30 protein-coding genes and 1 tRNA gene are annotated in these 23994 nt (G+C 51.5%); 21 read left to right on the forward strand and 10 right to left on the reverse strand.

Annotation, left to right across the window (positions count from 1 at the left end; genetic code table 11):
• Positions 1-28: 28 nt before the first annotated feature.
• The 9 genes from G006_RS28910 to G006_RS25815 all read left to right on the forward strand — a co-directional run bounded on the left by G006_RS28910 (position 29) and on the right by G006_RS25815 (position 7694).
• The gene (locus G006_RS28910; protein WP_200860470.1) at positions 29-1753 is read left to right on the forward strand and encodes a restriction endonuclease subunit S; all 1725 of its coding nucleotides are present in this window, start codon (positions 29-31) and stop codon (positions 1751-1753) included.
• Complete coding sequence (locus G006_RS0117290; RefSeq protein ID WP_020484483.1) at positions 1750-2769, forward strand: PDDEXK nuclease domain-containing protein; 1020 nt, start codon at positions 1750-1752, stop codon at positions 2767-2769. The genes G006_RS28910 and G006_RS0117290 overlap by 4 nt, the downstream gene beginning before the upstream one ends.
• The gene (locus G006_RS26685; protein ID WP_020484484.1) at positions 2766-4097 is read left to right on the forward strand and encodes a class I SAM-dependent DNA methyltransferase; all 1332 of its coding nucleotides are present in this window, start codon (positions 2766-2768) and stop codon (positions 4095-4097) included. The genes G006_RS0117290 and G006_RS26685 overlap by 4 nt, the downstream gene beginning before the upstream one ends.
• A 159-nt stretch (positions 4098-4256) precedes the next feature.
• A complete protein-coding gene (locus G006_RS0117300; RefSeq protein ID WP_020484485.1) occupies positions 4257-4937 on the forward strand; it encodes a TIGR04283 family arsenosugar biosynthesis glycosyltransferase in 681 nt (226 codons plus the stop codon).
• 2 nt (positions 4938-4939) lie between these two features.
• Positions 4940-5731 (forward strand): sterol desaturase family protein, encoded by a 792-nt coding sequence (locus G006_RS0117305; RefSeq protein WP_020484486.1) that lies wholly within the window; start codon positions 4940-4942, stop codon positions 5729-5731.
• Between the two features lie 190 nt (positions 5732-5921).
• Entirely contained in the window at positions 5922-6098 is a 177-nt protein-coding gene (locus G006_RS28665) for a hypothetical protein (RefSeq protein ID WP_020484487.1), read from the forward strand.
• Between the two features lie 157 nt (positions 6099-6255).
• On the forward strand, positions 6256-6531 hold the full coding sequence (locus G006_RS0117315) for a DUF5710 domain-containing protein (RefSeq protein WP_020484488.1): 276 nt from the start codon (positions 6256-6258) through the stop codon (positions 6529-6531).
• Between the two features lie 25 nt (positions 6532-6556).
• The gene (locus G006_RS0117320; RefSeq protein WP_020484489.1) at positions 6557-7060 is read left to right on the forward strand and encodes a M48 metallopeptidase family protein; all 504 of its coding nucleotides are present in this window, start codon (positions 6557-6559) and stop codon (positions 7058-7060) included.
• Positions 7061-7226: 166 nt separating this feature from the next.
• Positions 7227-7694, forward strand: coding sequence for a CBS domain-containing protein (locus G006_RS25815; protein ID WP_020484490.1), 468 nt, complete (start codon positions 7227-7229; stop codon positions 7692-7694).
• A gap of 53 nt (positions 7695-7747) precedes the next feature.
• Here the strand turns inward: G006_RS25815 and G006_RS0117330 are convergent, their stop codons facing one another.
• Positions 7748-8113 (reverse strand): Rieske (2Fe-2S) protein, encoded by a 366-nt coding sequence (locus tag G006_RS0117330; RefSeq protein ID WP_020484491.1) that lies wholly within the window; start codon positions 8111-8113, stop codon positions 7748-7750.
• A 500-nt stretch (positions 8114-8613) separates the two neighbouring features.
• On the reverse strand, positions 8614-9693 hold the full coding sequence (locus G006_RS0117335; protein WP_033194315.1) for an AI-2E family transporter: 1080 nt from the start codon (positions 9691-9693) through the stop codon (positions 8614-8616).
• Between the two features lie 154 nt (positions 9694-9847).
• Here G006_RS0117335 and moaB point away from each other — a divergent pair, with 154 nt between their 5' ends.
• The 10 genes from moaB (at position 9848) to G006_RS0117385 (ending at position 17344) form a co-directional block, all read left to right on the forward strand.
• Complete coding sequence (gene moaB, locus G006_RS0117340) at positions 9848-10369, forward strand: molybdenum cofactor biosynthesis protein B (RefSeq protein WP_020484493.1); 522 nt, start codon at positions 9848-9850, stop codon at positions 10367-10369.
• A complete protein-coding gene (locus tag G006_RS0117345) occupies positions 10369-10740 on the forward strand; it encodes a DUF423 domain-containing protein (RefSeq protein WP_020484494.1) in 372 nt (123 codons plus the stop codon). The genes moaB and G006_RS0117345 overlap by 1 nt, the downstream gene beginning before the upstream one ends.
• Complete coding sequence (locus G006_RS25820) at positions 10741-11283, forward strand: phosphate-starvation-inducible PsiE family protein (protein ID WP_020484495.1); 543 nt, start codon at positions 10741-10743, stop codon at positions 11281-11283.
• A gap of 3 nt (positions 11284-11286) precedes the next feature.
• Complete coding sequence (pepN, locus tag G006_RS0117355) at positions 11287-13929, forward strand: aminopeptidase N (protein ID WP_026147132.1); 2643 nt, start codon at positions 11287-11289, stop codon at positions 13927-13929.
• A 49-nt stretch (positions 13930-13978) separates the two neighbouring features.
• Entirely contained in the window at positions 13979-14572 is a 594-nt protein-coding gene (gene hisB / locus G006_RS0117360; protein ID WP_020484497.1) for an imidazoleglycerol-phosphate dehydratase HisB, read from the forward strand.
• 47 nt (positions 14573-14619) lie between these two features.
• Positions 14620-15261, forward strand: a complete 642-nt coding sequence (hisH, locus tag G006_RS0117365; RefSeq protein WP_026147133.1) for an imidazole glycerol phosphate synthase subunit HisH — start codon at positions 14620-14622, stop codon at positions 15259-15261.
• Positions 15262-15329: 68 nt separating this feature from the next.
• Positions 15330-16076, forward strand: a complete 747-nt coding sequence (gene hisA, locus G006_RS0117370) for a 1-(5-phosphoribosyl)-5-[(5-phosphoribosylamino)methylideneamino]imidazole-4-carboxamide isomerase (RefSeq protein WP_026147134.1) — start codon at positions 15330-15332, stop codon at positions 16074-16076.
• A 25-nt stretch (positions 16077-16101) separates the two neighbouring features.
• On the forward strand, positions 16102-16875 hold the full coding sequence (hisF, locus tag G006_RS0117375; RefSeq protein ID WP_020484500.1) for an imidazole glycerol phosphate synthase subunit HisF: 774 nt from the start codon (positions 16102-16104) through the stop codon (positions 16873-16875).
• Positions 16872-17258, forward strand: coding sequence for a phosphoribosyl-AMP cyclohydrolase (gene hisI / locus G006_RS0117380; RefSeq protein ID WP_020484501.1), 387 nt, complete (start codon positions 16872-16874; stop codon positions 17256-17258). Before hisF ends, hisI begins: the two co-directional genes overlap by 4 nt.
• Before the next feature lie 10 nt (positions 17259-17268).
• Positions 17269-17344: transfer RNA gene (locus tag G006_RS0117385), tRNA-Thr, on the forward strand.
• 133 nt (positions 17345-17477) lie between these two features.
• On the opposite strand, the gene G006_RS0117390 is transcribed toward G006_RS0117385, so the two are convergent.
• Positions 17478-17768 carry a hypothetical protein gene (locus G006_RS0117390; protein WP_152428966.1) on the reverse strand — a complete coding sequence of 97 codons (291 nt, stop codon included), beginning with the start codon at positions 17766-17768 and terminating at the stop codon, positions 17478-17480.
• Between the two features lie 119 nt (positions 17769-17887).
• Here G006_RS0117390 and istA point away from each other — a divergent pair, with 119 nt between their 5' ends.
• Both istA and istB read left to right on the forward strand, forming a co-directional pair.
• A complete protein-coding gene (gene istA, locus G006_RS25825; protein WP_020483042.1) occupies positions 17888-19423 on the forward strand; it encodes an IS21 family transposase in 1536 nt (511 codons plus the stop codon).
• On the forward strand, positions 19416-20258 hold the full coding sequence (gene istB / locus G006_RS0117400; RefSeq protein WP_020483041.1) for an IS21-like element helper ATPase IstB: 843 nt from the start codon (positions 19416-19418) through the stop codon (positions 20256-20258). Before istA ends, istB begins: the two co-directional genes overlap by 8 nt.
• Positions 20259-20343: 85 nt before the next feature.
• Here the strand turns inward: istB and G006_RS0117405 are convergent, their stop codons facing one another.
• The 7 genes from G006_RS0117405 to G006_RS0117435 form a co-directional block, all read right to left on the reverse strand.
• Positions 20344-20829 (reverse strand): hypothetical protein, encoded by a 486-nt coding sequence (locus G006_RS0117405; RefSeq protein ID WP_020484503.1) that lies wholly within the window; start codon positions 20827-20829, stop codon positions 20344-20346.
• Complete coding sequence (locus G006_RS0117410; RefSeq protein ID WP_235048883.1) at positions 20822-21715, reverse strand: toprim domain-containing protein; 894 nt, start codon at positions 21713-21715, stop codon at positions 20822-20824. The genes G006_RS0117405 and G006_RS0117410 overlap by 8 nt, the downstream gene beginning before the upstream one ends.
• A 53-nt stretch (positions 21716-21768) precedes the next feature.
• Entirely contained in the window at positions 21769-22281 is a 513-nt protein-coding gene (locus tag G006_RS0117415; protein ID WP_020484505.1) for a hypothetical protein, read from the reverse strand.
• Positions 22278-22520 (reverse strand): hypothetical protein, encoded by a 243-nt coding sequence (locus tag G006_RS0117420; RefSeq protein WP_020484506.1) that lies wholly within the window; start codon positions 22518-22520, stop codon positions 22278-22280. The genes G006_RS0117415 and G006_RS0117420 overlap by 4 nt, the downstream gene beginning before the upstream one ends.
• A 157-nt stretch (positions 22521-22677) precedes the next feature.
• On the reverse strand, positions 22678-23511 hold the full coding sequence (locus G006_RS0117425; protein WP_020484507.1) for a hypothetical protein: 834 nt from the start codon (positions 23509-23511) through the stop codon (positions 22678-22680).
• On the reverse strand, positions 23511-23777 hold the full coding sequence (locus tag G006_RS0117430) for a type II toxin-antitoxin system RelE family toxin (RefSeq protein WP_020484508.1): 267 nt from the start codon (positions 23775-23777) through the stop codon (positions 23511-23513). The genes G006_RS0117425 and G006_RS0117430 overlap by 1 nt, the downstream gene beginning before the upstream one ends.
• Positions 23761-23985 (reverse strand): DUF6290 family protein, encoded by a 225-nt coding sequence (locus G006_RS0117435; protein ID WP_020484509.1) that lies wholly within the window; start codon positions 23983-23985, stop codon positions 23761-23763. The genes G006_RS0117430 and G006_RS0117435 overlap by 17 nt, the downstream gene beginning before the upstream one ends.
• Positions 23986-23994 lie beyond the last annotated feature (9 nt).

Consider the following 23994-nt stretch of genomic DNA (forward strand, 5'->3'; position numbering starts at 1 on the left):
TGAAATCGAAACAGAAATAGGTTCTAAATTGACAAAATTACAAATGCCAAGTTCTTGGGAAGCTATAGCGCTGAACGACTTGGCTGTATTAACAATTGGTGGTGATTGGGGGAAAGACGCTGACTTCGACGACCCAGAGTTTGTCAGTGTTCTTTGTATAAGAGGGTCTGAATTTCGAAATTGGGATTCAGACAAAGGTTCCTCCGCGTCGCTTAGAAAGGTCAAAAAATCGAGTTTAGAAGGCCGCATTCTTGTTAAAGGCGATATTCTTGTAGAAATATCAGGTGGCGGACCTGAACAACCTGTCGGTAGGACGGTTTTAATCGATAATTCCGTATTATCTTTCTCAAAAGAGACGCCTAAGATATGCACCAATTTTTTGAGATTATTAAGAACAACAGGAAATATTGATTCAAATTTTCTTAATCAATATCTGTTGTTTTTTTACCGAACCGGGAAAATCAGAGATTATCAAGGTGGAAGTAATAATCTACGCAATCTAAGGTTTAACGACTATCTTGAAATTAAAATTCCATTGCCGCCAATTTATGAACAACACCGCATCGTCGCTAAAATCGAAGCCTTGTTTTCCGAGCTGGACAAAGGCATCGAAAGCTTTAAAACCGCCCGCGAGCAATTGAAAATCTACCGGCAAGCGCTGTTGAAACATGCCTTTTCCGGCAAGCTCACCGAGCAATGGCGGGCGGAAAATACGGGTAATTTGGAAAGCGCCGAAGCCTTGCTGCAACGCATCCAAACCGAACGCCAGCAGCGCTATCAGCAGCAGCTTAAAGATTGGGAGCAATCAAAATCCCCCCCAGCCCCCCTTTTACAAAGGGGGGAGTCTGGCCCCAGCACGGGAAAGGAAAACGTCACCGCAGCCACCACCCCCTTCATCACAACCGATGCCGTTATCCCCCCCTTTGAAAAAGGGGGGTTAGGGGGGATTTCCAAACCCAAGCCCCCAAAAACCCCGCCGCCGCTGACCGCTGAGGAATTGGCCGAGTTGCCGGAATTGCCGGAAGGATGGGTCTGGGTTCAATTAGAAGCCCTTGTAAGTGGCATAGATCAAGGCTGGAGTCCAAAATGCGAGAACTTTCCGGCCTCATTTGAAGAATGGGGAGTTATAAAAACTACTGCTGTTCAACATGGCAAATTTCTAGAAGAAGAAAACAAATCTCTACCAACCGACTTAAAACCAAGAGAACAGCATGAATTGAAAGAGGGCGATATTCTTATAACAAGGGCTGGGCCTCGAGTTAGGGTTGGAGTTTGCTGCCTGGTGAGAAAAGTTAGAAATAATTTAATGAATTGCGACAAGGTTTATCGCATTAGAAGTCTTGAAGCGGTCTGTAGTCCCGATTACTTAGAAGCAGCTCTAAACTCGCCGAGGATTTTGGATGACATAGAAAAAATTAAATCTGGCATTAATGATAGCGGTGTAAATTTAAATCAAGGTGCATTTCTCCGCCTGGCCATCCCATATTGCTCACTTACAGAACAAGAGTTTGTGTTAAACGAACTTGATCGAAAATTATCTATTACCGCTCAAATGGATCAGAACATTGAAAGCGCCTTGCAACAAGCCGAAGCCCTACGCCAGTCCATCCTGAAAAAAGCCTTCTCCGGCCAGTTAGTCCCGCAAGAGCCCAACGACGAACCGGCCAGCGTGTTGCTGGAACGGATCAGGGCCGAGCAGACCGCGCTATCGGCGCAGCCTAAAGTGGCCAAAAACAAACGGAGCAAGCCATGACGGCTTTGCTTATCGAGATACGGCCGCTCATTGTTGAGGCGCGTAGCCGCGTGGCCGTGATGGTCAATACGGAATTAACTCTGCTTTATTGGCAAATCGGTTCCCGCATCAACACGGAAATTTTGCAAGGGCAGCGGGCGGAATATGGCAAGCAGATTGTCGCGACGTTGGCGCGGCAGTTAACCGACGAATACGGCAAAGGCTGGGGTGAGCGGCATTTGCGGGATTGTTTGCGATTCGCCGAGGCGTTTCCTGACGAACAAATTGTGCACACGCTGTGTGCCGAATTGAGCTGGTCGCATTTGCGGTTGCTGGCGGGTGTTGACGATGCGCTCAAACGAGAATTTTACATTGAGGTGGGACGTCAGGAACGCTGGAGTGTTCGCCAGTTGCAGGAGCGCATGGGGTCGATGCTATTTGAGCGTACCGCCATCTCCAAAAAGCCGGAACAAACCATTGCGCAAGAATTAAACAAGCTGCGACAAGAAGGTCAGGTGTCGGCGGAGATGGCATTTCGCGACCCTTATGTGCTGGATTTCCTAGGGCTTGCTGACAGTTACTCGGAAAAAGACTTGGAGTCATCCATTCTTGCCGAATTGCAACGTTTTATCATTGAGCTGGGGAATGACTTTGCCTTTATGGCGCGGCAAAAGCGCATCACGATCGACAATCGGGATTATCGTATCGACTTGTTATTTTTTCATCGGCGCCTGAAATGTCTGGTGGCGATTGATCTGACGATTGGCGAGTTCGAGGCGGCCTTCAAAGGCCAGATGGAATTGTACCTTCGCTATCTGGAAAAGTATGAGCAGATGGAAGGTGAGAATTCGCCTATCGGTTTGATCCTGTGTACGGGTAAAAACGATGAGCATGTCGAATTGATGCGTTTGGATCAAAGCAATATTCGGGTTGCGGAATATTTTACCGTGCTACCGCCACGCGAAACATTACAGGCCAAGTTGCACCAATCAATTTTGATTGCTCGCCAACGATTAATGAATAAGGAAGAAGAGTGAACGCCGAATCCATCGTTTCCAAAGTCTGGAGTTTTTGTACCACCCTGCGCGATGACGGCGTGGGTTATGGCGATTATCTGGAGCAACTGACCTATCTGATCTTTTTGAAAATGGCTGACGAATACAGCCGGCCACCGCATAACCGCGATGTCGGCATTCCGGCCGAATACAACTGGAAAAGTCTTAAGACTAAGAAAGGCGCGGCGCTGGAAGGCCATTATGTGATGCTGTTGCGCGAGTTGGGCAATAAGTCCGGCATGTTGGGACAAATCTTCACCAAGGCGCAAAACAAGATTCAGGACCCGGCCAAATTGTCGCGTTTGATCGATATGGTCAACGACACCGATTGGGTGGTGATGGGCGCGGATACCAAAGGCACTATTTACGAAGGTTTGCTGGAGAAAAACGCCGAGGATACCAAGTCCGGCGCCGGGCAATACTTTACGCCACGGGCGCTAATCAAGGCGATGGTGGAATGTGTGCGACCGGAACCCGGTAAGTCGATTGCCGACCCGGCTTGCGGTACCGGTGGTTTCTTTTTGGCGGCGTACGATTTTTTAAAGGCCCATTACCCGCTGGATAAAAAGCAGTTGGCGTTTTTAAAGCACGAAACCTTTTACGGTAACGAAATCGTCGCCAATACCCGTCGCATGTGCTTGATGAATATGTTTTTGCATAACATCGGCGAGATTGACGGCAATAGCGCCATTTCATCGAACGATGCCTTGGTATCGCCACCCACTGAAACCGTCGATTATGTGCTGGCCAATCCGCCGTTCGGCAAGAAAAGCAGCATGACGTTTACCAATGAAGATGGCGAGCAGGAAAGGGACGATCTGACCTATAACCGTCAGGATTTTTGGGCGACGACTTCGAACAAGCAGCTGAATTTTGTGCAGCATATCCGCAGCTTGTTAAAAATCGCCGGTCGAGCCGCCGTGGTGGTGCCGGATAATGTGTTGTTTGAGGGCGGTGCCGGTGAAATCGTGCGCAAAAAGCTGATGCAGAATACCGATCTGCACACCATCTTGCGGTTGCCGACCGGGATTTTTTACGCCAATGGCGTGAAGGCGAATGTACTGTTTTTCGATAACCGCGAAGCCAGCCCCAATCCGTGGACCAAGGAAATCTGGTATTACGATTACCGTACCAACATTCATCACACCCTGAAAAAGAAACCGCTACGGTTTGAGGATTTGCAGGACTTTATCGCCTGTTACAACCCGGCTAACCGCCATCAACGCCACGAAACCTGGCACGAACAAAACAACCCGGAAGGCCGCTGGCGCAAGTTCAGCTATGAGCAAATCCTGGCGCTTTCTGGCTGAAGGATAAATCGCTGGCCGATCTGGACAACCTGCCGGAGCCGGATGATATAGCCGCCGAGATTATCGAAAACGTGGAGGCGGGGCTGGCTTGTTTTAGAGAGATTGCTGGGGTTTTGGGTTAAATGCAAATGGGACCAAGGCTTTAGGCGAAATCACTCCATGAAACCGCAAATCAGCATCATCATACCGGTGATAAACGAGGCGGCGCAGCTTGCCGACAAGTGGCAAGCCCTGCAGGCGTTGCGAGTGCGCTGTGAATTGCTGTTGGTCGATGGCGGCAGTGTTGATGCAAGTCGATCTATTGCAGAGCCTTTGGTCGATCAGGTTTTGCAAAGCCCGCGCGGCAGGGCCAGGCAAATGAATTTGGGTGCGCGACATGCGCAAGCGGAGGTGTTGTTGTTTCTGCACGCCGACACCAACCTGCCGGAACGGGCTGTAGAGCTGATTATGTCGGCGGTGGAGCAGGGTGCTGCTTGGGGCCGTTTTGATGTGCAATTCGACAGCCCGCAAGCCATTTTTAAGTTAATCGCCTGCCTGATGAACGCGCGCTCCCGGTTGACCGGTATCGCTACCGGCGATCAAGCCATCTTCATCACCCGCCAGGCTTTTCAGGCCGTGGGCGGTTTTCCGGAGATTGCCTTGATGGAAGATATTGCCATCAGCGCAGCACTAAAAAAAATCGGCAAACCTTGCTGCCTAAGCGCAAAGGTGATTACTTCCTCGCGGCGTTGGCAACATCACGGTATCCTCAGAACGATTTTATTGATGTGGTGCTTGCGGCTGCGGTATTTTTTCGGTGCCCATCCGGATCAGTTGGCGGCGCGATATTATCGGAGGTAGTGATGGAAGCAATGGTGCGCTTGGGCGTGTTTCTGGGGATTTTTTTGGTCATGGCGGCTTGGGAGTGGTCTCGGCCCAAGCGCCAATTAAGTTTGGAACGGCGCCGACGCTGGCCGGTCAATCTGGGCTTGGCGATTTTGAATGTTGGGGTGATGCGGCTGAGTATCGGCGCCGCGGCTTGGCTGGCGGCCAATTGGGCTGCCGAACAACAAATCGGCTTATTCAATCTGCTGCTGGTGCCGCGTTGGTTGTCGATAGCGCTGAGTCTGATGCTGCTGGATCTGGCAATTTACGCCCAACATATCGCCGCTCATCGTTGGCGCTGGTTCTGGCGCTTGCATCAAGTGCATCACAGCGATATGGATTTCGACACCACGACAGCGGTGCGCTTTCATCCCTTGGAGATCATGCTGTCGATGCTTTATAAGGTCGCGCTGGTGGTGTTACTTGGAGCAGATCCGTTCGCGGTGATCGCTTTTGAAGTGATATTGAACGGTTGCGCGTTATTTAATCACGGTAATGTGGGCCTGCCGCCCTTGGTCGAGCGCGGGTTGCGCTATTTGATAGTGACTCCCGACATGCACCGTATTCATCACTCTGCCTTTCAAGCTGAGACCGACAGCAATTACGGCATCTCGCTGTCGTGTTGGGATAGATTGTTCAAAACCTATTGTCCACAAGCGCGCGAAGCACAAACTGCAATGATGATAGGTTTGTCCGAGTTTCGCGATAGTGCCCAGTTGGGCTTTGTCGGCCTGTTGGCGCTGCCGTTTCGGCGTCTAAATAATAGATAAGCCCTGTCTGCCTGCTGCCTTGATTGTGCCGCGCAAGCTTTTGAATGTCTATCGGGCTGATCTTAAAATTTTGATTGGGCTTAAATCTGAATCGGCTTGGGGGTTGGCTTATTTGGTTGTTTCCTTTTAGGGATTAATCAATGTATTTTTAGTGTCATTGTTAATTAATGTAGTCGGGCATATAGTCTAAATGCGTTTATTACTTCGGGAAGCGACCATGAACCGCTTACACAAAGACATTTTGACCGGGCTGGTGTTTGTTACTGGCGTTATCGAATTTATTTCGGGCGATTTTATTATTTCCTCAGCATTGCTCGCAGCGACCACGTTTGCCAGCACTATGGGTTCGAATCGCAAAAAACCGTAGGACTTGATTGTTCAGCGGCTTGGCCGATCAGGCTATTGTTTCGTCAAATTCATTTGGTGCCAGGTTTTCAAAAGGTAAGATTGGATTATCCGCGTCGTTTGCATAAGCAATGATTTACAATATTGCGATGCAATTAATTTTGAACCGACTGCGGTAAATGGCTGACGCGAAAACTTACCTGAATGTACCCTACGCCGAAAAGGACGCGGCGAAGGCGCTTGGCGCCAGATGGGATGCCGCTGTCAAGAAATGGTATGTCCCCGCCAATAAAGACATGGCGCTGTTTGCCAAATGGCAAACCGAGCCTGGTCTTGCTCAATTGCCCAGCGACGAATCGAGAAAACCAAAAGCCGATAGCGTAGTCGGCGGCACTACCCGCTCCAGCGATAAAAACTTCGTAGCCTATGACGGAGACGAGCCGCCATGGGACTGAACCAACCGGTGCGTGGTTTTAGCTTATGCGCCCGTTAAAATACCTGGCCGGCTATGCGCCTGCCATCACCGCGCAAGTCCATACGCTGATCGACAGCGACAAACTGCCCGCGCTACTGCTAAAAAAATACCCCCGACCGCATGATATAAAGACCGACAAGGCGCTTTATGCCTACACGATGGCTCTTAAAAATCAATTTCTGCGGCAATCCGCTCCGCTCAGCAAAGTCGTTTACGACGACAAAATCGATGTATTACATCAGGCCTTGGGTTTGCACTCGGTGGTTTCGCGGGTGCAGGGCTGCAATTTAAAATCGAAAAATGAAATTCGCATCGGCGCGATCTTTAAACTTGCGCCGCCGGAGTTTTTGAAAATGATCGTCGTCCACGAGCTTTCGCATCTACGCGAAAAGCAACATAACAAGGCGTTTTACAAATTATGCGAGTACATGGAACCGGACTATCACCAGTTGGAATTTGATATGCGGCTTTATCTGACCTATCTGGATTTAGGCGGGACGATTTATTGAGTTCATTCAAACTCCATGAGCTAACGGTTCACGGCCTGTTCATCGCGACTTAATGGCTGTGCATATCCATGACGCTGCGATATTTCTAAATTTTGCCTGGCTATAGTGTCACTATTGCGTCAGAATTTACTTACTTTTTTACAGACATTTTTATTGGAGAAACATCATGCGTGTAGCAGAATTAATGACTACCAAGGTATTTACCGTCGAACCGCACGATCTGATTGATCGCGTGTTCTTTTTGATCCATTACGAAAAAATCCGTCATCTGCCCGTGGTTGAAAAAGGCAAATTGGTCGGTATCGTTTCCGACCGGGATTTATACAAAGCTCTGGGGCCAAAAAGTAATTCCAATGCGGTGGAGGCCAGTAAGGACAACAGTCAATTGCATGTGGTTTCCCAAAAAGTCGTGCACATCATGCACCGCGGCGTTTACACCGTTACCCCGGAAACTCCGGCGTCGGAAGCAGCGGCAATGATGGCGGAACACCGGGTCGGCGCTTTGCCTGTGGTGGAAAAAGACAAACTGGTAGGCATATTGTCCGCCACCGATATTTTAAGAGTGTTCGCCAAACTGGAACGCGCGCACGAAAAACTGGAACAACAGATCAAAGAAGGCGCCGCGCACGGCTAAAACGGTCTGAAATAAATGGGGCGATGCTGGTTGTTTCGCCCCAGGCCAAAGCCTCAACCGGTAATCGCGGCTCGTTTATCCACTAAGTAAATCCATTCGTCTTGTTCTTTAACTTTCAGCGCGGTCAGTTTTTTGCCCAGGCAAATTTCGCTTAAAGACTCGCCGCTGACTGGGTCGTAGCAAATGCTGTGCATGGAACACTGCAAATAGCGTCCCGATTCGTCGAAAATGTTGCTGTTCTCACAATCCAATGTTCGGGGCATGTGCACGCATTGGTTTAGATAACCGTAGACCTCGCCTTGGAAGCGAATCAGGACCGCATGTTGCGGCGCGCCTCGATAGAGCAGTTCAAACGAAAATTTGCCGAGTTCGGGAAGTTGTTGCGTGGGGCAGATGGTAAATTGGTGTTTCACCGACATGATTATTATCCTCCGTTAGTTTCGGAAGCAAACCCCGGGCCATAAAGCTTTCGGCTTACATGACTGGTCGTCGGCGAATTAGCGTTTGTCGCTAAGGTTTAGCGAGCGTATCCGAACTAGCGGATATTAAGACGCGGAGCCTGTTTTTTGGTTTTGTTCAATTGTGCCAGGAAATAGGTGTCGTAGTGCCAGCCGATACGGGGTGGTGGCGGAGTGCGTAAAATCATAAAGCCTCGATGTTGCTGGGGTAGTGCTGAATTAATTAAGACGTTTCTTCGGGCTGCCGGAAGGCAATTACAAGAGGAGACGGTAGGAGTACGAGGGGCAAGGTTGCAGTTTTGCTGTCATTGTCGGTCGTTTGTGATCTCACTGCGGTTCGATCACGACTACGAATCTACCAGGAAACTGGCGACAATGATAGCAATAACTTACTTTGGCGTATTTCAGTTTAGTGTGGGGCCGGCAATTAGCGTTGGTATTGCACGTAAATAGCCGGAAAATTAGCTGTCATTCAAGCCGGCTTCATTGTTTTGTTCCTCGTGTTCGTTACGAATCAGCCAGTCCAGAACCAAGGCATAACTGGTTGCCAGCAAGGTAGGGCCGATAAATACGCCGATAAAGCCGAAAGCCAGCAGGCCGCCGAAAATGCCGAATACGATCAGCACAAACGGTAATTCCACTTCTCTGCTGATCAAAATCGGCCGCAGCCAGTTGTCGATAGTGCCGACAAACAGCAAAAACCACAGTGCGATAAAGATCGCCCAACCGGTCTCGCCTTCCGCCAGCAACCACAAGGCAATCGGCAGCCAGATCACCGTGCCGGCTGCGGGAATGATCATTAAGAAGAACGCGATTACGCCCAGCACAAAGGCGTAAGGCACGCCGGCGATGACAAAGCCCAGGATAGAGGCTAGCGCTTGCACCAGCGCGGTACCGAGTATGCCGTATACCACCGCGCGCAGACTGGAACGCACGATGTGCAGGATGCGTTGGGTGCGTTCGCCGGCCAGGCGTTCGACGCCAATCACGACGTGTTGGGCTACGTGTTCGCCGTCGCGATAGAAAAAAAACAGTACCAAAATAGCCAGGCCCATATGCATCAGTTCGCCGGCTAAGCCAATCCCCTGTTGCAGCAACCAGCTACTGGCGCCCAAGGCGTATTGCCGGGCCAGATTGACGAGACGGCTGGAGTCTTCGCCGACACTTTGCCAGGCAGCGACAGCGTTGTCGCCGACTACCGGCAACGATTGCAGCCAAGCCGGAGGCTCCGGCCACACGTGCCGGCTCTGGTTAAGCCATTGCAGCAAGTGGTTAATATCTTCGGTAAATGTCAGCGTGGCGGCGACGAACGGCGTTAGCAGTAATATGCCTATCGGCAGGACCATGGCGGTGGCGGCCCAGTTGGCTGTTAGCTTCCAGTCGCGCAAACGCGCATACAGCGGCCAGGTGACAAAACATAGAATGGCTGCCCACAACAAATCGAAAATAAACGGCCTTAATACTTGGTAGCAGGCAAATAGCAGCAGGCACAAGGCGGCCAGACTGGCGATTTTTTCGTAACGGGAAATCTGGATAGGCATGGTCGAGTAGGCGGCGGCTAACTGAATTGCAATCAATATCCGGAGTTTACGGCATTATCGGTTAAGCCGGTATGACAGCCGGCGAATTAAACAATGCTTGCTTGTCCGGCGGCGCTTTACATAGAATGCGGTAGCCTTTATCTGGAGCCCTGCTGTGAGCGAAGTCCGAGAGTTTATTCCTATCAATATCGCCGTGTTGACGGTATCCGATACGCGGACTGAATTAGACGACGTATCCGGGCAAACCTTGGTCACCGGTTTGACCGCGGCCGGGCATAACTTGATCGATAAAAAAATCGTTCCCGACGATATTTACCAAATCCGCGCCGCCGTCAGTCATTGGATCGCCGATCCGGCAGTCAATGCGGTTATTACGACAGGCGGCACTGGCGTGACGGGCCGCGACGGCACACCGGAAGCGATTCTGCCTTTGTTGGATAAAGTACTGGATGGCTTTGGCGAAGTGTTTCGGATGATTTCCTACCAGGACATCAAAAGTTCGACGATGCAATCGCGGGCTATTGCCGGTGTGGCCAACGCCACTTACATATTCTGCGTGCCCGGTTCGTCCGGCGCCTGCCGTACTGCCTGGGATTCCTTAATCAAGGAACAATTGGATTACCGCACCCGGCCGTGTAATCTGGTGCAACTGATGCCGCGCCTGTTGGAGAAATAATGCGTCCACCTTTTTTGTTTCTGGCCGCCGTCGGCGGTTTTATCGGCGTGGCAATGGGTGCATTCGGTGCGCATGGCTTGAAGCATTTATTATCCGAGCATCTGCTGGAAGTTTATAAAACCGCGGTAAGCTACCAGATGTGGCATGTATTGGCCTTGGCCTTGATTGCGGTGTTACCGGAACATAAATTATTGCGAATGGCCGGCTGGTGTTTGGTGGCAGGCGTCGTGCTGTTTTCCGGCAGTCTATACTTACTGGCGATATTGAATATCGGTTGGCTGGGCATGATTACGCCGTTTGGCGGCCTGGCCTTTTTAGCGGCATGGGCCCTATTGGCTTATGTGGCTTGGCAGAAAAACCAGGAGTTGTAGATGGACACGAAACCGCCCGCTCGACCTTCCATGCCGCCACCGGCATCCACTCGGCCCGGGGCTAGTCGCCGGGATGATACCCACGAAGTAAAAGTGCCGCCGGTTCCGGAAGATGCCATGCTCAAAGTCCTGCACGCGGTGATTCACTTTGCGGTCAGAATATTGGCGGTACTGATGGTGCTGGTGATTTTGTGGGGCGTGGCTGACGTGGGCTACGTGATGTATCAGCGAGTGGTCGCGGCACCGTTTTTGATGCTGACGGTCTCCGACATACTGGTGATCTTTGGTTCGTTCATGGCAGTGTTGATCGCGATCGAGATATTTATCAACATCACGCTGTACATTAAACACGACACACTACCGATCAAAATGGTCATAGCCACTGCCTTGATGGCCGTGGCCCGAAAAGTCATCATGCTGGATTTCAAGGATTTGGATCCGGCTTATATTACGGCCATTGCTGCGGTCATCGTGGCATTGGGCCTTACTTACTGGCTGATTTCCTATAAACCGCCACAACCTGTCAAACAAGACGAGCGATAAATGATGCGTGATGCAAGCCCGCAAACGGTTTTCCTGAAAGACTACACCCCGCCCGAATATCTGATCGACCGGATTGAACTGAATTTTGATCTCGACGAGCAACACACGCAGGTCCGCTCGACCTTGAGTCTGCGCCGCAATCCGCAAAGCAAGGACAGCAGTACCGCATTGACCTTGCTTGGCGAGGAATTGCAGTTGGTCAGTATCGCGATAGACGGCCAAGCGCTGGAGCAGAGCCAGTATGTGCTGGGCGAAGAAGCCTTGGTCGTGCATGAAGTGCCGCAGGATAGGCCGTTTCAGATCGTCATCGAAAATGTCATCAATCCGCAAGCTAACACGGCGCTGGAAGGTTTGTATTTATCCAGCAGCATGCTGTGTACCCAGTGCGAGGCGCAGGGCTTTCGGAAAATCACCTGGTTTTTGGACCGGCCGGATGTGATGAGCCGGTTTAAAACCACGCTGGTCGCCGATAAGACCAAATACCCGGTCTTGCTGTCCAACGGCAATAAAACCGGCAGCGGCGAATTGGATGGCAATCGGCACTGGGTAAGCTGGGAAGACCCATTCGCCAAGCCTTGTTACTTATTTGCCTTGGTGGCCGGGCAGTTGGAATGCGTGGCTGACCAATTTACTACGATGAGCGGCCGCAATATCGCGCTGGAAATATTTGTCGAGCAGCACAATGTCGACAAATGCGCTCACGCGATGCAGTCCTTAAAAAACGCGATGCGCTGGGACGAAGAGACTTACGGCCTGGAATACGACCTGGATTTGTACATGATCGTCGCGGTCGACCATTTCAATATGGGGGCGATGGAAAACAAGGGCCTGAACGTATTCAACACCAAGTTCGTGTTGGCGCGCCCGGATACTGCGACCGACAGCGATTACGAGCACATCGAAGGCGTGATCGGTCACGAATATTTCCATAACTGGTCCGGCAACCGGGTAACTTGCCGCGACTGGTTTCAGTTGAGTTTGAAGGAAGGCTTTACCGTATTTCGCGACCAGCAATTCAGCGGTGATCGTACTTCGCCAGCCGTAAAACGTATAGAAGATGTCAACGCCTTGCGCACTCGGCAATTTGCCGAAGATGCCGGCCCGCTGGCGCATCCGATTCGTCCGGAAGCTTATATCGAAATCAACAATTTCTACACGCTGACCGTCTATGAAAAAGGCGCGGAAGTGGTGCGGATGCTGCACACCTTGCTGGGTGCGGCCGGTTTCAGAAAGGGCTGTGATTTATATTTTCAACGCCATGACGGTCAGGCGGTAACTTGCGAGGATTTTGTCAAGGCTCTGGAAGATGCTAACGGTGTGGAATTAAATCAATTTCGCCTTTGGTATTCGCAAGCCGGTACACCGGTGTTGACGGTCAGTCAGCAATACGACGCCGAATCGCAACAACTGCATTTGGCCATTCAGCAAAGCTGTCCTCCCACCCCAAATCAGCCGGTGAAAGCGCCGCTGCATATTCCGGTAAAACTGGGTTTGCTCGCCGCCGATGGTTCGGCTGCGCAGATTCATTACAAGGGTTCCAGTCAGGCGGAAATCACTTTGAATGTCACGGAAGCGGAGCAATCCTTTAGTTTTGCTAAGCTGCCGCAAAAGCCAGTCGTTTCGTTACTAAGAGGCTTTTCCGCGCCGGTTACGCTGAAAATGGAGCGTAGCCTGGACGAATTGGCATTTTTGCTAAGACACGACAGCGATACCTTTAACCGCTGGGAAGCTGGTCAACAGCTGGCGGTGCAAGTGATTTTCAAGCTGATCGACGCGATAGAGTTGGGTCGGCCTTTGCAGCTGGAGCCGGTTATCGTCGATGCCTATCGCAGCGTGCTGACCGATAGCGGTGGCGACTTGTCTTATCAAGCGCTGTTGCTGGCGCTGCCGGAAGAAAGTTATTTATCCGGGCAGATGGCTGTCATTGATGTCGAAGCCATCCATCAAGCCCGCGAATTTGTGAAAAAAACCCTGGCCGAGCAATTGCAAGCCGAGTTTAAGCAGTTGTACTCGGAACATCATCGGGACGAATCCGGCAGTTTCGATGCCGGTGCAGTGGGGCGGCGGCGTTTGAAAAATGCTTGCTTGAGTTATTTGAGCAAACTGGAAAATGCGGACGTTTATCATATCGCCGAGCAGCAGTTCTACAGTGCCCGGAATATGACCGATCAGCTGTCCGCGCTGTCAGCGATTGTGAACAGCAATCATCCGGCCAAGGCCAGAAGTTTGGACAGTTTTTATGTGCAATGGCGGCAAGAAGCGCTGGTTATCGACAAATGGTTTACCTTGCAAGCCACCAGTAGCATGCCCAATACCTTTGCTACGGTGCAGGCTTTGATGCAGCATCCAGCCTTTGATATGAAAACGCCTAACCGGGTACGATCCTTGATCGGCGCCTTCAGTCAAGCCAATCCGCTGCACTTCCATGCCCAAAACGGCGAGGGTTATCGCTTCCTGGCCGATCAGGTCTTGGCGCTAAATACCCTCAATCCGCAAATCGCCTCCAGGATGGTAACCGGGTTGGCGCAATGGCGGCGTTATGATGCAGCCCGGCAGGGCTTGATGAAACAGCAATTACAGCGTATCGTCGCTACCGAGCATCTATCCAAGGATGTCTATGAGATCGCCAGCAAGAGTTTGGCGTAGTTGTCACAATCACGTAAACTAGCGCCGAAATAAGCCATCCGCATCAAGCATGAACCCACGCACCGCCCAGGTTGAGCGCAATACGCTCGAAACCCAGATCAAAGTTTCCATTAATCTCGACGGCAACGGCACAGCCGCGTTTACCACGGGCTTACCGTTTTTGGATCATATGCTGGATCAGATCGCTAGGCACGGCTTGATAGACATTGAAGTCGTGTCGCATGGCGACTTACATATCGATGCCCATCACAGCGTGGAAGACATCGGCATTACGCTCGGTCAAGCCTTTGCCAAAGCGCTAGGCGATAAAAAAGGCATTTACCGATATGGTCACGCCTATTGCCCGCTGGATGAATCGTTATCGCGGGTGGTGGTGGATTTCTCCGGCCGTCCCGGCTTGTTTTATCAAGTGGAATTCAAACGCGCGTTCATCGGTAATTTCGACGTGGATTTGTTTAAAGAGTTTTTTCAAGGTTTTGTGAATCATGCCGGTGTGACCTTGCATATCGACAATCTGAAAGGCGGCAATGCTCATCATATTGCCGAAACCGTATTCAAGGCATTTGGCCGGGCCGTGCGGATGGCAATCAGCCATGACGAGCGGATGGCCGGTATCATGCCTTCCACCAAAGGCAGTCTATAATTTCCACGCTTTCCGCCTAGAACCCCTGACCCTGAATCACTAGTTTTATGTCATCAGTAGCCGTTATCGATTACGGAATGGGCAATCTGCATTCCATTGCCAAAGCGCTTCAACATGCCGATAGCCGCGTAAATGTGCAAATAACAGCCGATGCCTCGGTGATCCGCACGGCCGATCGCGTGGTGTTTCCCGGTGTTGGGGCGATACGCGATTGTATGCAGGCCCTGAACGAGAGTGGTTTGGCGGATGTGATTCGTGAAGTAGCGCAAAGCAAACCTTTTCTGGGCATCTGCCTGGGTATGCAGGCCTTGCTGACCGACAGCGAGGAAAACGACGGCATTACCTGTCTGAATATATTCCCCGGTCACGCCCGCCGTTTTGCCGATCACATGCTGGATGCCGAGGGTAATGTTTTGAAAATCCCGCATATGGGCTGGAATCAGGTCAAGCAAAACCCGCATCCGCTCTGGCACAATATTCCGGATCATAGCCGCTTTTATTTCGTACACAGCTATTATGCGGCGCCGGACGATTCGTGCGACAGTGCTGCAACGGCCGATTATCCGCAAGCATTTACCTGCGCACTAGCAAAAGATAATAAATTTGCCGTGCAATTTCATCCCGAAAAAAGCCAGACCGTAGGATTGCAGCTATTGCAAAACTTCCTGGCCTGGGATGGAGCCGCGTAACTCCCCAACCCTTAGATGTTGGCTTTACTAACCTTTAGATTTAGTGTTTTAACTGTCGAGATTTAAATATGTTGCTGATACCCGCAATTGACTTGAAGGAAGGAAAATGTGTCCGTTTGCGCCAGGGTCGTATGGAAGACGACACCGTATTCTCGGACGATCCGGTGGCTGTGGCCGGGCGTTGGGTAGAGGCAGGGGCAAAACGATTGCACCTAGTCGATTTAGACGGCGCCTTCGCCGGTAAACCGAAAAATGCCCAGGTTATTAACGCCATTGTCCAGGCTTATCCCGATGTGCCGGTGCAAATCGGCGGCGGCATCCGTGACGAAGACACCATCCAGGCCTATTTAGAGGCCGGCGTACAGTACGTAATTATCGGCACCAAGGCCGTCAGCGAACCGCATTTTGTCCGCGACGTATCGATTGAATTTCCTGGTCATATCATCATCGGTCTGGACGCCAGAGACGGCAAAGTAGCGATAGACGGTTGGTCGAAATTGTCCCGCCACGATGTGATCGACCTGGCGCAAAAATTTGAGTCCAACGGCGTCGCCGCCATTATCTACACCGATATTTCCCGCGACGGCATGATGCAAGGCGTCAATGTCGAAGCGACCGCCAAATTGGCGCGTTCGGTGCATATTCCGGTCATCGCCTCGGGCGGCATTACCAATTTGGACGACATTCGCGCCCTCGGCGAGGTAGCTCACGAAGGTATCATGGGCGCTATTACCGGGCGGGCCATCTACGAAGGTACGCTGGATTTTGCCGAAGGGGAAAAGCTCGCCGAGTCTTTCGGCGGAGCCGATGTCTGAGCTATTAGCCGGTAAATCGTAAACAATGAGCTTAGCCAAACGTATTATTCCCTGCCTGGATGTCGATAACGGCCGCGTCGTTAAAGGCGTAAAGTTTGTCGATATCCGCGATGCCGGCGACCCGGTGGAAATTGCCCGTCGCTATGACCGGGAAGGCGCGGACGAAATCACCTTTCTGGACATCACCGCTACCCACGACAACCGCGACACCATCGTCCATGTGGTCGAGCAAGTGGCCAGCGAAGTGTTTATTCCGCTGACCGTGGGCGGCGGCATCCGGGTGTTGGAAGATATTCGCCGCATGCTCAATGCCGGTGCGGACAAAGTGGGTATCAACAGCGCTGCGGTATTTAGGCCGGAATTCGTCAAGGAGTCCGCCGAAAAATTCGGCTCGCAATGTATCGTGGTTGCCATCGATGCCAAGAAGGTTAGTGGCGATGGCGAGGAAAACCGCTGGGAAATCTTCACCCACGGCGGTCGCAAGCCAACGGGCATTAATGCGGTGGAATGGGCCGTGAGAATGAAAGACTACGGGGCCGGCGAAATTTTGTTGACCAGTATGGACCGCGATGGTACCAAATCCGGCTTTGACTTGGCTTTGACCCGCGCCATCAGCGAAGCGGTCAGCATTCCGGTCATCGCCTCCGGCGGCGTCGGCAATCTCGATCATTTAGCTGACGGCATCATCGAAGGCAAAGCGGACGCAGTGCTGGCCGCCAGCATTTTTCACTTTGCCGAATATACGATAGAGCAGGCCAAGAAGCATATGCAATCCAGAGGCATAGAGGTACGCTTATGAGCGTCGCCTGGCTGGAGGAAATCCAGTGGACCGCAGACGGCTTGGTGCCGGTCATCGCTCAACTGCACGATAGCGGCCGCGTGGTGATGTTTGCCTGGATGAACCGCGAGTCACTGGCCTTAACGGTTGCCGAAGGTTATGCGGTATATTGGTCTCGCTCCCGCCAGCGTTTGTGGCGCAAGGGCGAAGAGTCCGGCCATCGCCAAAAGGTTATCGATATACAACTGGATTGCGATGCCGACGTGATTTTGCTTAAAATTGAACAGGAAGGCGGTATCGCCTGCCATACCGGTCGGGAAAGTTGTTTTTTCCGCAGCCTGACAGACGGCGATTGGCAAGCCACCGAGCCGGTACTGAAAACCCCCAAAGCCATCTACAAATAGACAATCACACGCCGGCATAGCTCAGCAGGTAGAGCAGCGCACTCGTAACGCGAAGGTCGTAGGTTCGATTCCTATTGCCGGCACCATTTAAAACAATAACTTAGTCTTTATTCGATGGCTCATGCTTTTGCAATGATCCACTGATGATCCACTGGCTAAATTTAAAACAACAAAAAAGCCGCTACTTAGCGGCTTTTTGCTTTCTTACTGCTCTACTGTTTATTTTGCTGTGGCTCGCTCCAAATCAGGCTTTCTTTGCGGGAAATCTGTTCCAGGCTTCCACCAATACCTCTGCTTAAACTCCCTCTGTGCTCGCTGTTCCATACGGCGCAAGTAGCCTGGCGAAACCATCTCTTGAACTTGCTGGAATATCAAATGATCCAGCGCCCCTTTGGCATACCAAAGTGATGATCCAGGCGTTAAGCCCTTGATCATGCGCAAGGCTTCAGCGCCGGCGTGGGTGTCATCGCCCTGGATTGCTTGAATCATGTTGCCTTGGGTCAGATTCAACAGTTGTTGACGCCGGTTGAAAATTGACCAAGTAAACCGGTAAATTCCGGCTGAAGATTGACCAGGGTTATTAACCTGTCCTGTCCAGAAATTAGACAGGAACCTAAAGGGTGATAACCATGATCCTATACGCCAAAATCCGGCGGATGTATTTCCGCGATAAGTTGTCCATTAATGAGATTGCCAGACGCACCAGTCTGTCTCGCAATACCGTCAAAAAATGGCTGAGAATGCCTAATGGCAGCGAACCTGCTTATCAACGTCGCTCGGTACCCACCAAGCTGACGCCTTACGAAGAGCAGCTCAAGCAAGCCCTGATAGCCGATAGCTATCGTCCCAAGCGCGACAGACGTACCGCATTGAGGTTGTTGGAAGAGTTGCGGAAAGCCGGCTATGACGGTGGCTATACGCAGTTGACCGATTACATTCGGGCGTGGCGCAAGGCCGGTACCAGCGACGCCGGCAAACACGCGTTCGTGCCGTTGAAATTCCGTTGGGGTGAGGCCTTTCAATTCGATTGGAGTGAAGAGTCCTTGGTGGTCGGCGGTATTTACCGGCGCTTACAAGTCGCTCATACCAAACTCTGCGCCAGTCGGGCTTTTTTGCTGGTGGCCTATCCCAGCCAAAGCCACGAAATGCTGTTCGATGCCCATAGCCGTGCCTTTCGGGTACTGGGTGGCGTACCGTTGCGCGGCATCTACGACAACATGAAAACGGCGGTCGATAAAGTGCAGAGCGGCAAGGAGCGCATTGTCAACGCGCGCTTTGCGGCGCTGACGGCTTATTACCTGTTTGATCCGGACTTTTGCAATGTGGCGTCCGGCTGGGAGAAAGGTATCGTCGAGAAAAATGTGCAGGATAGTCGGCGCCGTATCTGGCAGGATGCAGGGCAACAATGCTTTGGTAGCTTTGCAGAGTTGAACGTGTGGTTGGAAAGTCGCTGCCGGGCATTATGGGCTGAAATTCCTTGCCCGGATGCCAGCGGCATGACCGTGCAAGAGGCCGTGGAGATCGAGCAACCCCATCTGATGCCAATGCCCGGAATGTTTGACGGCTACATCGAGGTGGTGGCTCGCGTATCCAGTACTTGCCTGGTGACCGTGAAGCGCAATCGTTATTCAGTACCGTGTCGCTGGGCCAATCGTCGGGTCAGTGTCAGGCTATATCCGGAAAGGCTCGATCTGTATGCCGACGATGCCCTGATTGCCAGTCATGCACGGTTGTTCGACCGCGACCAGGTCAGCTATGACTGGCAACACTATATCCTGTTGTTAGAGCGCAAGCCGGGCGCGTTACGCAACGGTGCGCCGTTTGCCGAGATGCCGTCGCCATTGTTGTCTTTGCAGCGTGCATTGCGTAAGCGCCCCGGCGGCGACCGGGTGATGGCCGAGGTGTTGGCGTGCGTACCGGTTCACGGCCTGGACGTTGTCATCGCCGCTGTCAATCGATGCCTGGAATCCGGGCATACCAGCGTTGAACAGGTACGCCATCTGTTAACTCGCCTGCCAGAAAATCATGAGCCAGAGCCAGCCACCATCACCACACCGGATGCCTTAAAGCTAAACGAAGCCCCTATTGCCGATACCGGGCGTTATGATTTGTTGAGCGAAAACCTCAGCCCCATCCGTTTAGCTGAGGAGAGCGAAGATGCTTGATATTGAAGCCGAATTGAAATCGCTCAAACTCTATGGCATGGCCGCAGGCTATGCCGAGGTCGCCAGTCAAGCCGGCACTAGCCTGCACACGTCGGAATGGCTGCTCCGACACTTGTTACAAGCCGAGACAGAGGATCGGCATATCCGCTCCATTCGTTATCAGCTACAAACCGCGCGGTTCCCCGTGCATCGTGATTTAGCGGGCTTTGACTTTGAATCCGCCAACGTTGACCGCTCGCTGATCGATCAGCTTGCCAGAACCCAATTCACCGATGCTGCCCATAACGTGGTTTTGGTTGGCGGTACTGGCACAGGTAAAACACATCTGGCTACGGCTCTCGGTGTCAAAGCCATTACCGACTACGGCAAGCGAGTACGATTTTACTCGACGATTGATTTGGTCACCCAACTTGAACGAGAAAAAGCGACCGGCAATCAGGGCAAGTTGGCGTACAGACTGATGCAAGTGGACTTAGTCATTCTGGATGAACTGGGCTATCTGCCGTTCTCTCAGGTCGGCGGCGCGTTGTTGTTTCACCTGCTGTCGAAACTGTACGAGCGCACCAGTGTGGTGATTACCACCAATCTAACCTTTGCCGAATGGTCCAGCGTGTTCGGCGATGCCAAGATGACCACGGCGTTGCTGGACAGGTTGACTCACCATTGTCATATCATCGAAACCGGCAATGAGTCCTACCGCTTTCGGCACAGCACCGAGCAAGCCAAGGTAAGAATACAGGCCCGAGAGCAAGCTAAGCGAGGCGGTAGTAAAAATCCATCGAATGAGGCAGTGTCAGAGGTGAATAACGTCTATATAATCCATGGAAGCGGATAATGAAACTTCCTTCCCATTATCCGTTTCCGTTACACTTATCCACGGTCGGCCACTCAAAAAACCGGCTCCATCCCCTAGTCAAATTTCAACCGGTACGGGTGATCAAATTTCTCCCGGCGCCAACACGCAAGTTGTCTTTCTTGGCGGCTCCAGGGTAGATGAATGGTAGGGTGCCCCAGTAGTCGTTCGCCCAGCTGCCTTGGTTGGCATAGAAAGCTTTTGCGGGTACGTCGATTGACGGCAAAGGCGTACCGTCGAAGCGCTTGCCTTCAATGCGCAGAAAATTAGCTTCGGTCAGGCCATTATCTGCAACGATTTCTTCGGTAATGCGGCATGTGAAATCGCACAACGGGAAAGAGCCTTCTGACCGATCGCCGCTCCCTTCGGAGCGCATCATCTTGAATTGAACAAAACGACCACTTTCCACGCCATAGTCACCAAATCGCAAGACATTGGCCGAACCCTTGCCAGCGCCGCCGCTCCCGCTTCCGCCTTTTCTGGGCGCTTTGGCAGGGTCAACTGGCTTGGCGTTATTAACAAATGCGAGTACCGGCGGCTTCTTCTCAGTCATGATCGCCTGCCTTACGCCATATAGCGTAATCGTTCCAATCGCCACAGATCGGCGGTACGGCGACGCGGCCGGCCACGTCGCCGGCGGCCTCGGTAGCTTTGCTCAAGCCTGGATTTCCTTCCGTATTAATATCGTTATCCCCGGCGAGGACGATGTCCGCCTCCGGTAATTTTTGTCTAATAATCCGACCGACGGCCAGCAGATTGCCGGCAGTGAAGGCCAGGTATACACGGAGACCGGTTTCTTCGTGGAGGGTGGCGGCGGTGGCAAAACCTTCGGCAATCAACACGGTGGCGTCTGGCCGGGTCGGACGTGGGCCTAGCCACCAGAACAAGCCGGCTAAACCGCCGGCCGCAAGGAAATCTTTATTTCTGTTCAAAATCGGATGCTTTGCTGGGAAGATGGCTTGCAGGCTTCTTATGGTTCCGGCAGCATCGAACAGTGGCAACAACAAAGCATTTTCAATGGTCAAGGTGGCGCGGTTGCCGTACTTATCCTGTATTACACGGCGCCAGCGGCCAAGCCTTGCGCCATGTGGCTTGATTTGCTTTTTAATTAAGTACGGGTGATTTGCCGGGGCCGGTGCTGCGGCTTGCCATATGGCCAGCGCCCGCTTAGCAGCCTGGTCCTTCTTTGCCGCTTCTTCAGCTTGCCGGCGCTTGCGTTCCTTCTCGATGCGAGCCCGTTCTTTTTTAGATAGTGGCTTGGGCTTGCCGGTATTCTCGCCGACTAGAAAGAACGGGCGCTTTTCACCACTTTTCCAGTTTTGGCAGTAGCCTCCGGTCCCGTCGGCAAAAAGCTTAATGCGTCCCGCGCCATTACCTGGCTTTCCGTCCGCTGCGTCAACAACCTGAAATTTATCAATTTCGAAAGCCTTTGGCGGCAATAAGCCCAGCTCAGCCAGCGCAGCGCGAGCGGCGTCTTCGATGTGGGCGAACGTCATATAGAAGCGCCATAGGTAGAAGAAATTAACTCCCGCAACTGCTTGATGAGCTTTGAAGTGGGATTTATTCTGTGGTTTACCCGCGACGAGTATCCGCCGGGAAGGGGTGAGCTATCGCCAAGGCGGGTGAGCAGGTCTCGCAATTCCGCTATATGTCGGATTATCTGTTCTATATCGGCAAGTGTGAGATTAGCCATAGCCAAGCAGTCGGCTTGTGTCAGTTCTTGGATTTTGCTGTTTACCGTGTCAATCAGTTTGAGTATTGCGGTTGCCAAATGTCGGCCGCTTGCACTGTCATATCTTTCCGGCCAAGCGTCCATGCAACTGGTGTTGGAGTGGAACAAGGCGTCGATGATGATTTTCATAGCGTCTTGCGACCACTGAAAATTTAAAGCCGGTTGCGGATCCTGATTCTGTTGAATACCAAACGCGGCATAAGTGGCCGAAACCTTAACCAAGTCTTCTGGCGTTGCTTTGGGTGGAGGCGGTGGCGGTAGCTTTTTGTTCATGCGTCGTCACCTGCATTTTGGTTTTGGGATTCCAGCCAATCGAAATATTTGTCTTCGCGAATTAGCACGCGGCGGCCATTCCGGAGAATAGCTCCAGATTTTTTTAGCCCGTTGGTATTTTCGTAGAAAATTTGATGACGTAAGGTGCCGATCGGAAAAGCTGGGTGCTTATCGGTAAATTGCTGGACGGTTAGATATTGCCGTGCGGTTTGCGCGGTGTCGGTTTGATGCTGGTTCATGGTTTCCCCTGATTCTAGGATTTACGAGAATCGCCGAGCTATTCTGTGTCGGCTTGGGGGGCATCGTATTTGTTCGGTGTTTTTTGTGTTCTTAGTCGGTCTTATCTGACCTTAGTTGACGCTAACAGATCAAAAGGTTAATAAGTAAAAAACAGGCCTATTTTGGGGTAAGTCTTGAATTGTATTTTTTAACGAAAGTTGATTCGTCGACCTCTTCTCCGTCGTTCATGGTTATTTTAGCTGTACCTCTGTTGCCGCTCATCTTAGCTATCAAATCGCTATTAAATTTAGCAGAGAAGATTAGCCCCCAAGCCTCTTTAGCTGTGATATTCACTGTATCTCCGCTTTTTATTCCATGTTTTTCGAGGAATTTATAAATCAAGACAAGGGACTCATTTGTGCTTCTTTGAAGAGGTTTTAGTATTTGGTGGGGTGTCAAACCAAGTTTAGTTTGTGTTGCTGCATTATCTGGCGTAGCTTCTGCCTGGTTAAATTCTTTTGGAGTTTCCCAGCCAAAACGTGAAGCCAACGCTACAAAATTTGCTTTGTTGAATCGCGCGTTCTGGCAACCTAAGCCATCAATCGATTTTAATTCGCCCAGAGGAAAAATGTTTTCTTTTGCATCGACTAAACGCCTTAGAAAGGTTTTTAATTTCAGGATGATTTCGCAATCGTCTCGAGCTTCGAAATAAGGTAGTGCTTCAAATTCAATAAATTGAACGTCGGCAAACTCGGGAACCATGCCTATTGATTGTGCGGTCAAGCCTTCAATTGTGCCTGTTGGTCTTGCATTGACTCGTTGCCAATCAATCGAGAACAGGTTGTTCATCAACCAGGCTCTTTCGGCTGCCGCCTTATCAAGTTTTTGTTTTATTTTAGGATCATAAGCACCGGTGGCTGGTGGTGGATTGGGATGGTATTCATGTGAAAAAAGCGTGTCCTCTATTTCCCATAGTATTTGTTTATTGGGGGGCCGGATTCTTATTGTCATCACCGATAAACCTCCCGCCGATGCCCAATCTCAATCACTAGAATAACCAGTGCATCATCTTCAATTCGGCACAACAGACGATAGTCGCCGACACGGTAACGCCATAGCCCGGATAAATTGCCCTGCAGTGCCTTGCCGCTAGTTCGCGGGTTGTCTGCGGGTTTTATCCGATCCTGAAGAAAGGCAACTATTCGTTTCTGGACAGGCTTGTCCAATTTCTGCAAGTCCCGCTTGGCGTCGTCTGATAGCTCAATTGTCCAGGCCAAAGGCTTTCACCACATCATCTAGGCTATGGGAGATTTTTCCGCTGTCCAGATATCGCTGGTAAGCGGCTTCTGCCCGTTTGGCGTCTTGGGTGTCTTCCAGGTAGTCGAGTAGTGCGGTTTTAACCAATTGGGCAGGGCTTAGGTGCTGTTGCTCGGCAAGTTCGGACAATACGTCGGCGGTTTCATCGTCAAGTTCTAGGGTAATCATGGTGGCTTC

Origin of the sequence: Methylomonas sp. MK1, from assembly GCF_000365425.1 — a bacterium.
GTDB lineage: Bacteria > Pseudomonadota > Gammaproteobacteria > Methylococcales > Methylomonadaceae > Methylomonas.

Coding starts and splice junctions, on each gene's coding strand:
- G006_RS25815 (WP_020484490.1), top strand. CDS start 7,227: ATGCGTGTAGCAGAATTAATGACTACCAAGGTATTTACCGTCGAACCG.
- G006_RS0117305 (WP_020484486.1), top strand. CDS start 4,940: ATGGAAGCAATGGTGCGCTTGGGCGTGTTTCTGGGGATTTTTTTGGTC.
- G006_RS0117335 (WP_033194315.1), bottom strand. CDS start 9,693: ATGCCTATCCAGATTTCCCGTTACGAAAAAATCGCCAGTCTGGCCGCC.
- hisH (WP_026147133.1), top strand. CDS start 14,620: ATGTCATCAGTAGCCGTTATCGATTACGGAATGGGCAATCTGCATTCC.
- hisB (WP_020484497.1), top strand. CDS start 13,979: ATGAACCCACGCACCGCCCAGGTTGAGCGCAATACGCTCGAAACCCAG.
- G006_RS0117425 (WP_020484507.1), bottom strand. CDS start 23,511: ATGACAATAAGAATCCGGCCCCCCAATAAACAAATACTATGGGAAATA.
- G006_RS0117320 (WP_020484489.1), top strand. CDS start 6,557: ATGCGCCCGTTAAAATACCTGGCCGGCTATGCGCCTGCCATCACCGCG.
- G006_RS0117435 (WP_020484509.1), bottom strand. CDS start 23,985: ATGATTACCCTAGAACTTGACGATGAAACCGCCGACGTATTGTCCGAA.
- hisI (WP_020484501.1), top strand. CDS start 16,872: ATGAGCGTCGCCTGGCTGGAGGAAATCCAGTGGACCGCAGACGGCTTG.
- G006_RS0117420 (WP_020484506.1), bottom strand. CDS start 22,520: ATGAACCAGCATCAAACCGACACCGCGCAAACCGCACGGCAATATCTA.
- G006_RS0117345 (WP_020484494.1), top strand. CDS start 10,369: ATGCGTCCACCTTTTTTGTTTCTGGCCGCCGTCGGCGGTTTTATCGGC.
- G006_RS0117300 (WP_020484485.1), top strand. CDS start 4,257: ATGAAACCGCAAATCAGCATCATCATACCGGTGATAAACGAGGCGGCG.
- istB (WP_020483041.1), top strand. CDS start 19,416: ATGCTTGATATTGAAGCCGAATTGAAATCGCTCAAACTCTATGGCATG.
- G006_RS28665 (WP_020484487.1), top strand. CDS start 5,922: ATGCGTTTATTACTTCGGGAAGCGACCATGAACCGCTTACACAAAGAC.
- hisA (WP_026147134.1), top strand. CDS start 15,330: ATGTTGCTGATACCCGCAATTGACTTGAAGGAAGGAAAATGTGTCCGT.
- G006_RS0117330 (WP_020484491.1), bottom strand. CDS start 8,113: ATGTCGGTGAAACACCAATTTACCATCTGCCCCACGCAACAACTTCCC.
- G006_RS0117415 (WP_020484505.1), bottom strand. CDS start 22,281: ATGAACAAAAAGCTACCGCCACCGCCTCCACCCAAAGCAACGCCAGAA.
- G006_RS0117405 (WP_020484503.1), bottom strand. CDS start 20,829: ATGACTGAGAAGAAGCCGCCGGTACTCGCATTTGTTAATAACGCCAAG.
- hisF (WP_020484500.1), top strand. CDS start 16,102: ATGAGCTTAGCCAAACGTATTATTCCCTGCCTGGATGTCGATAACGGC.
- G006_RS0117315 (WP_020484488.1), top strand. CDS start 6,256: ATGGCTGACGCGAAAACTTACCTGAATGTACCCTACGCCGAAAAGGAC.
- G006_RS25820 (WP_020484495.1), top strand. CDS start 10,741: ATGGACACGAAACCGCCCGCTCGACCTTCCATGCCGCCACCGGCATCC.
- pepN (WP_026147132.1), top strand. CDS start 11,287: ATGCGTGATGCAAGCCCGCAAACGGTTTTCCTGAAAGACTACACCCCG.
- istA (WP_020483042.1), top strand. CDS start 17,888: ATGATCCTATACGCCAAAATCCGGCGGATGTATTTCCGCGATAAGTTG.
- G006_RS0117290 (WP_020484483.1), top strand. CDS start 1,750: ATGACGGCTTTGCTTATCGAGATACGGCCGCTCATTGTTGAGGCGCGT.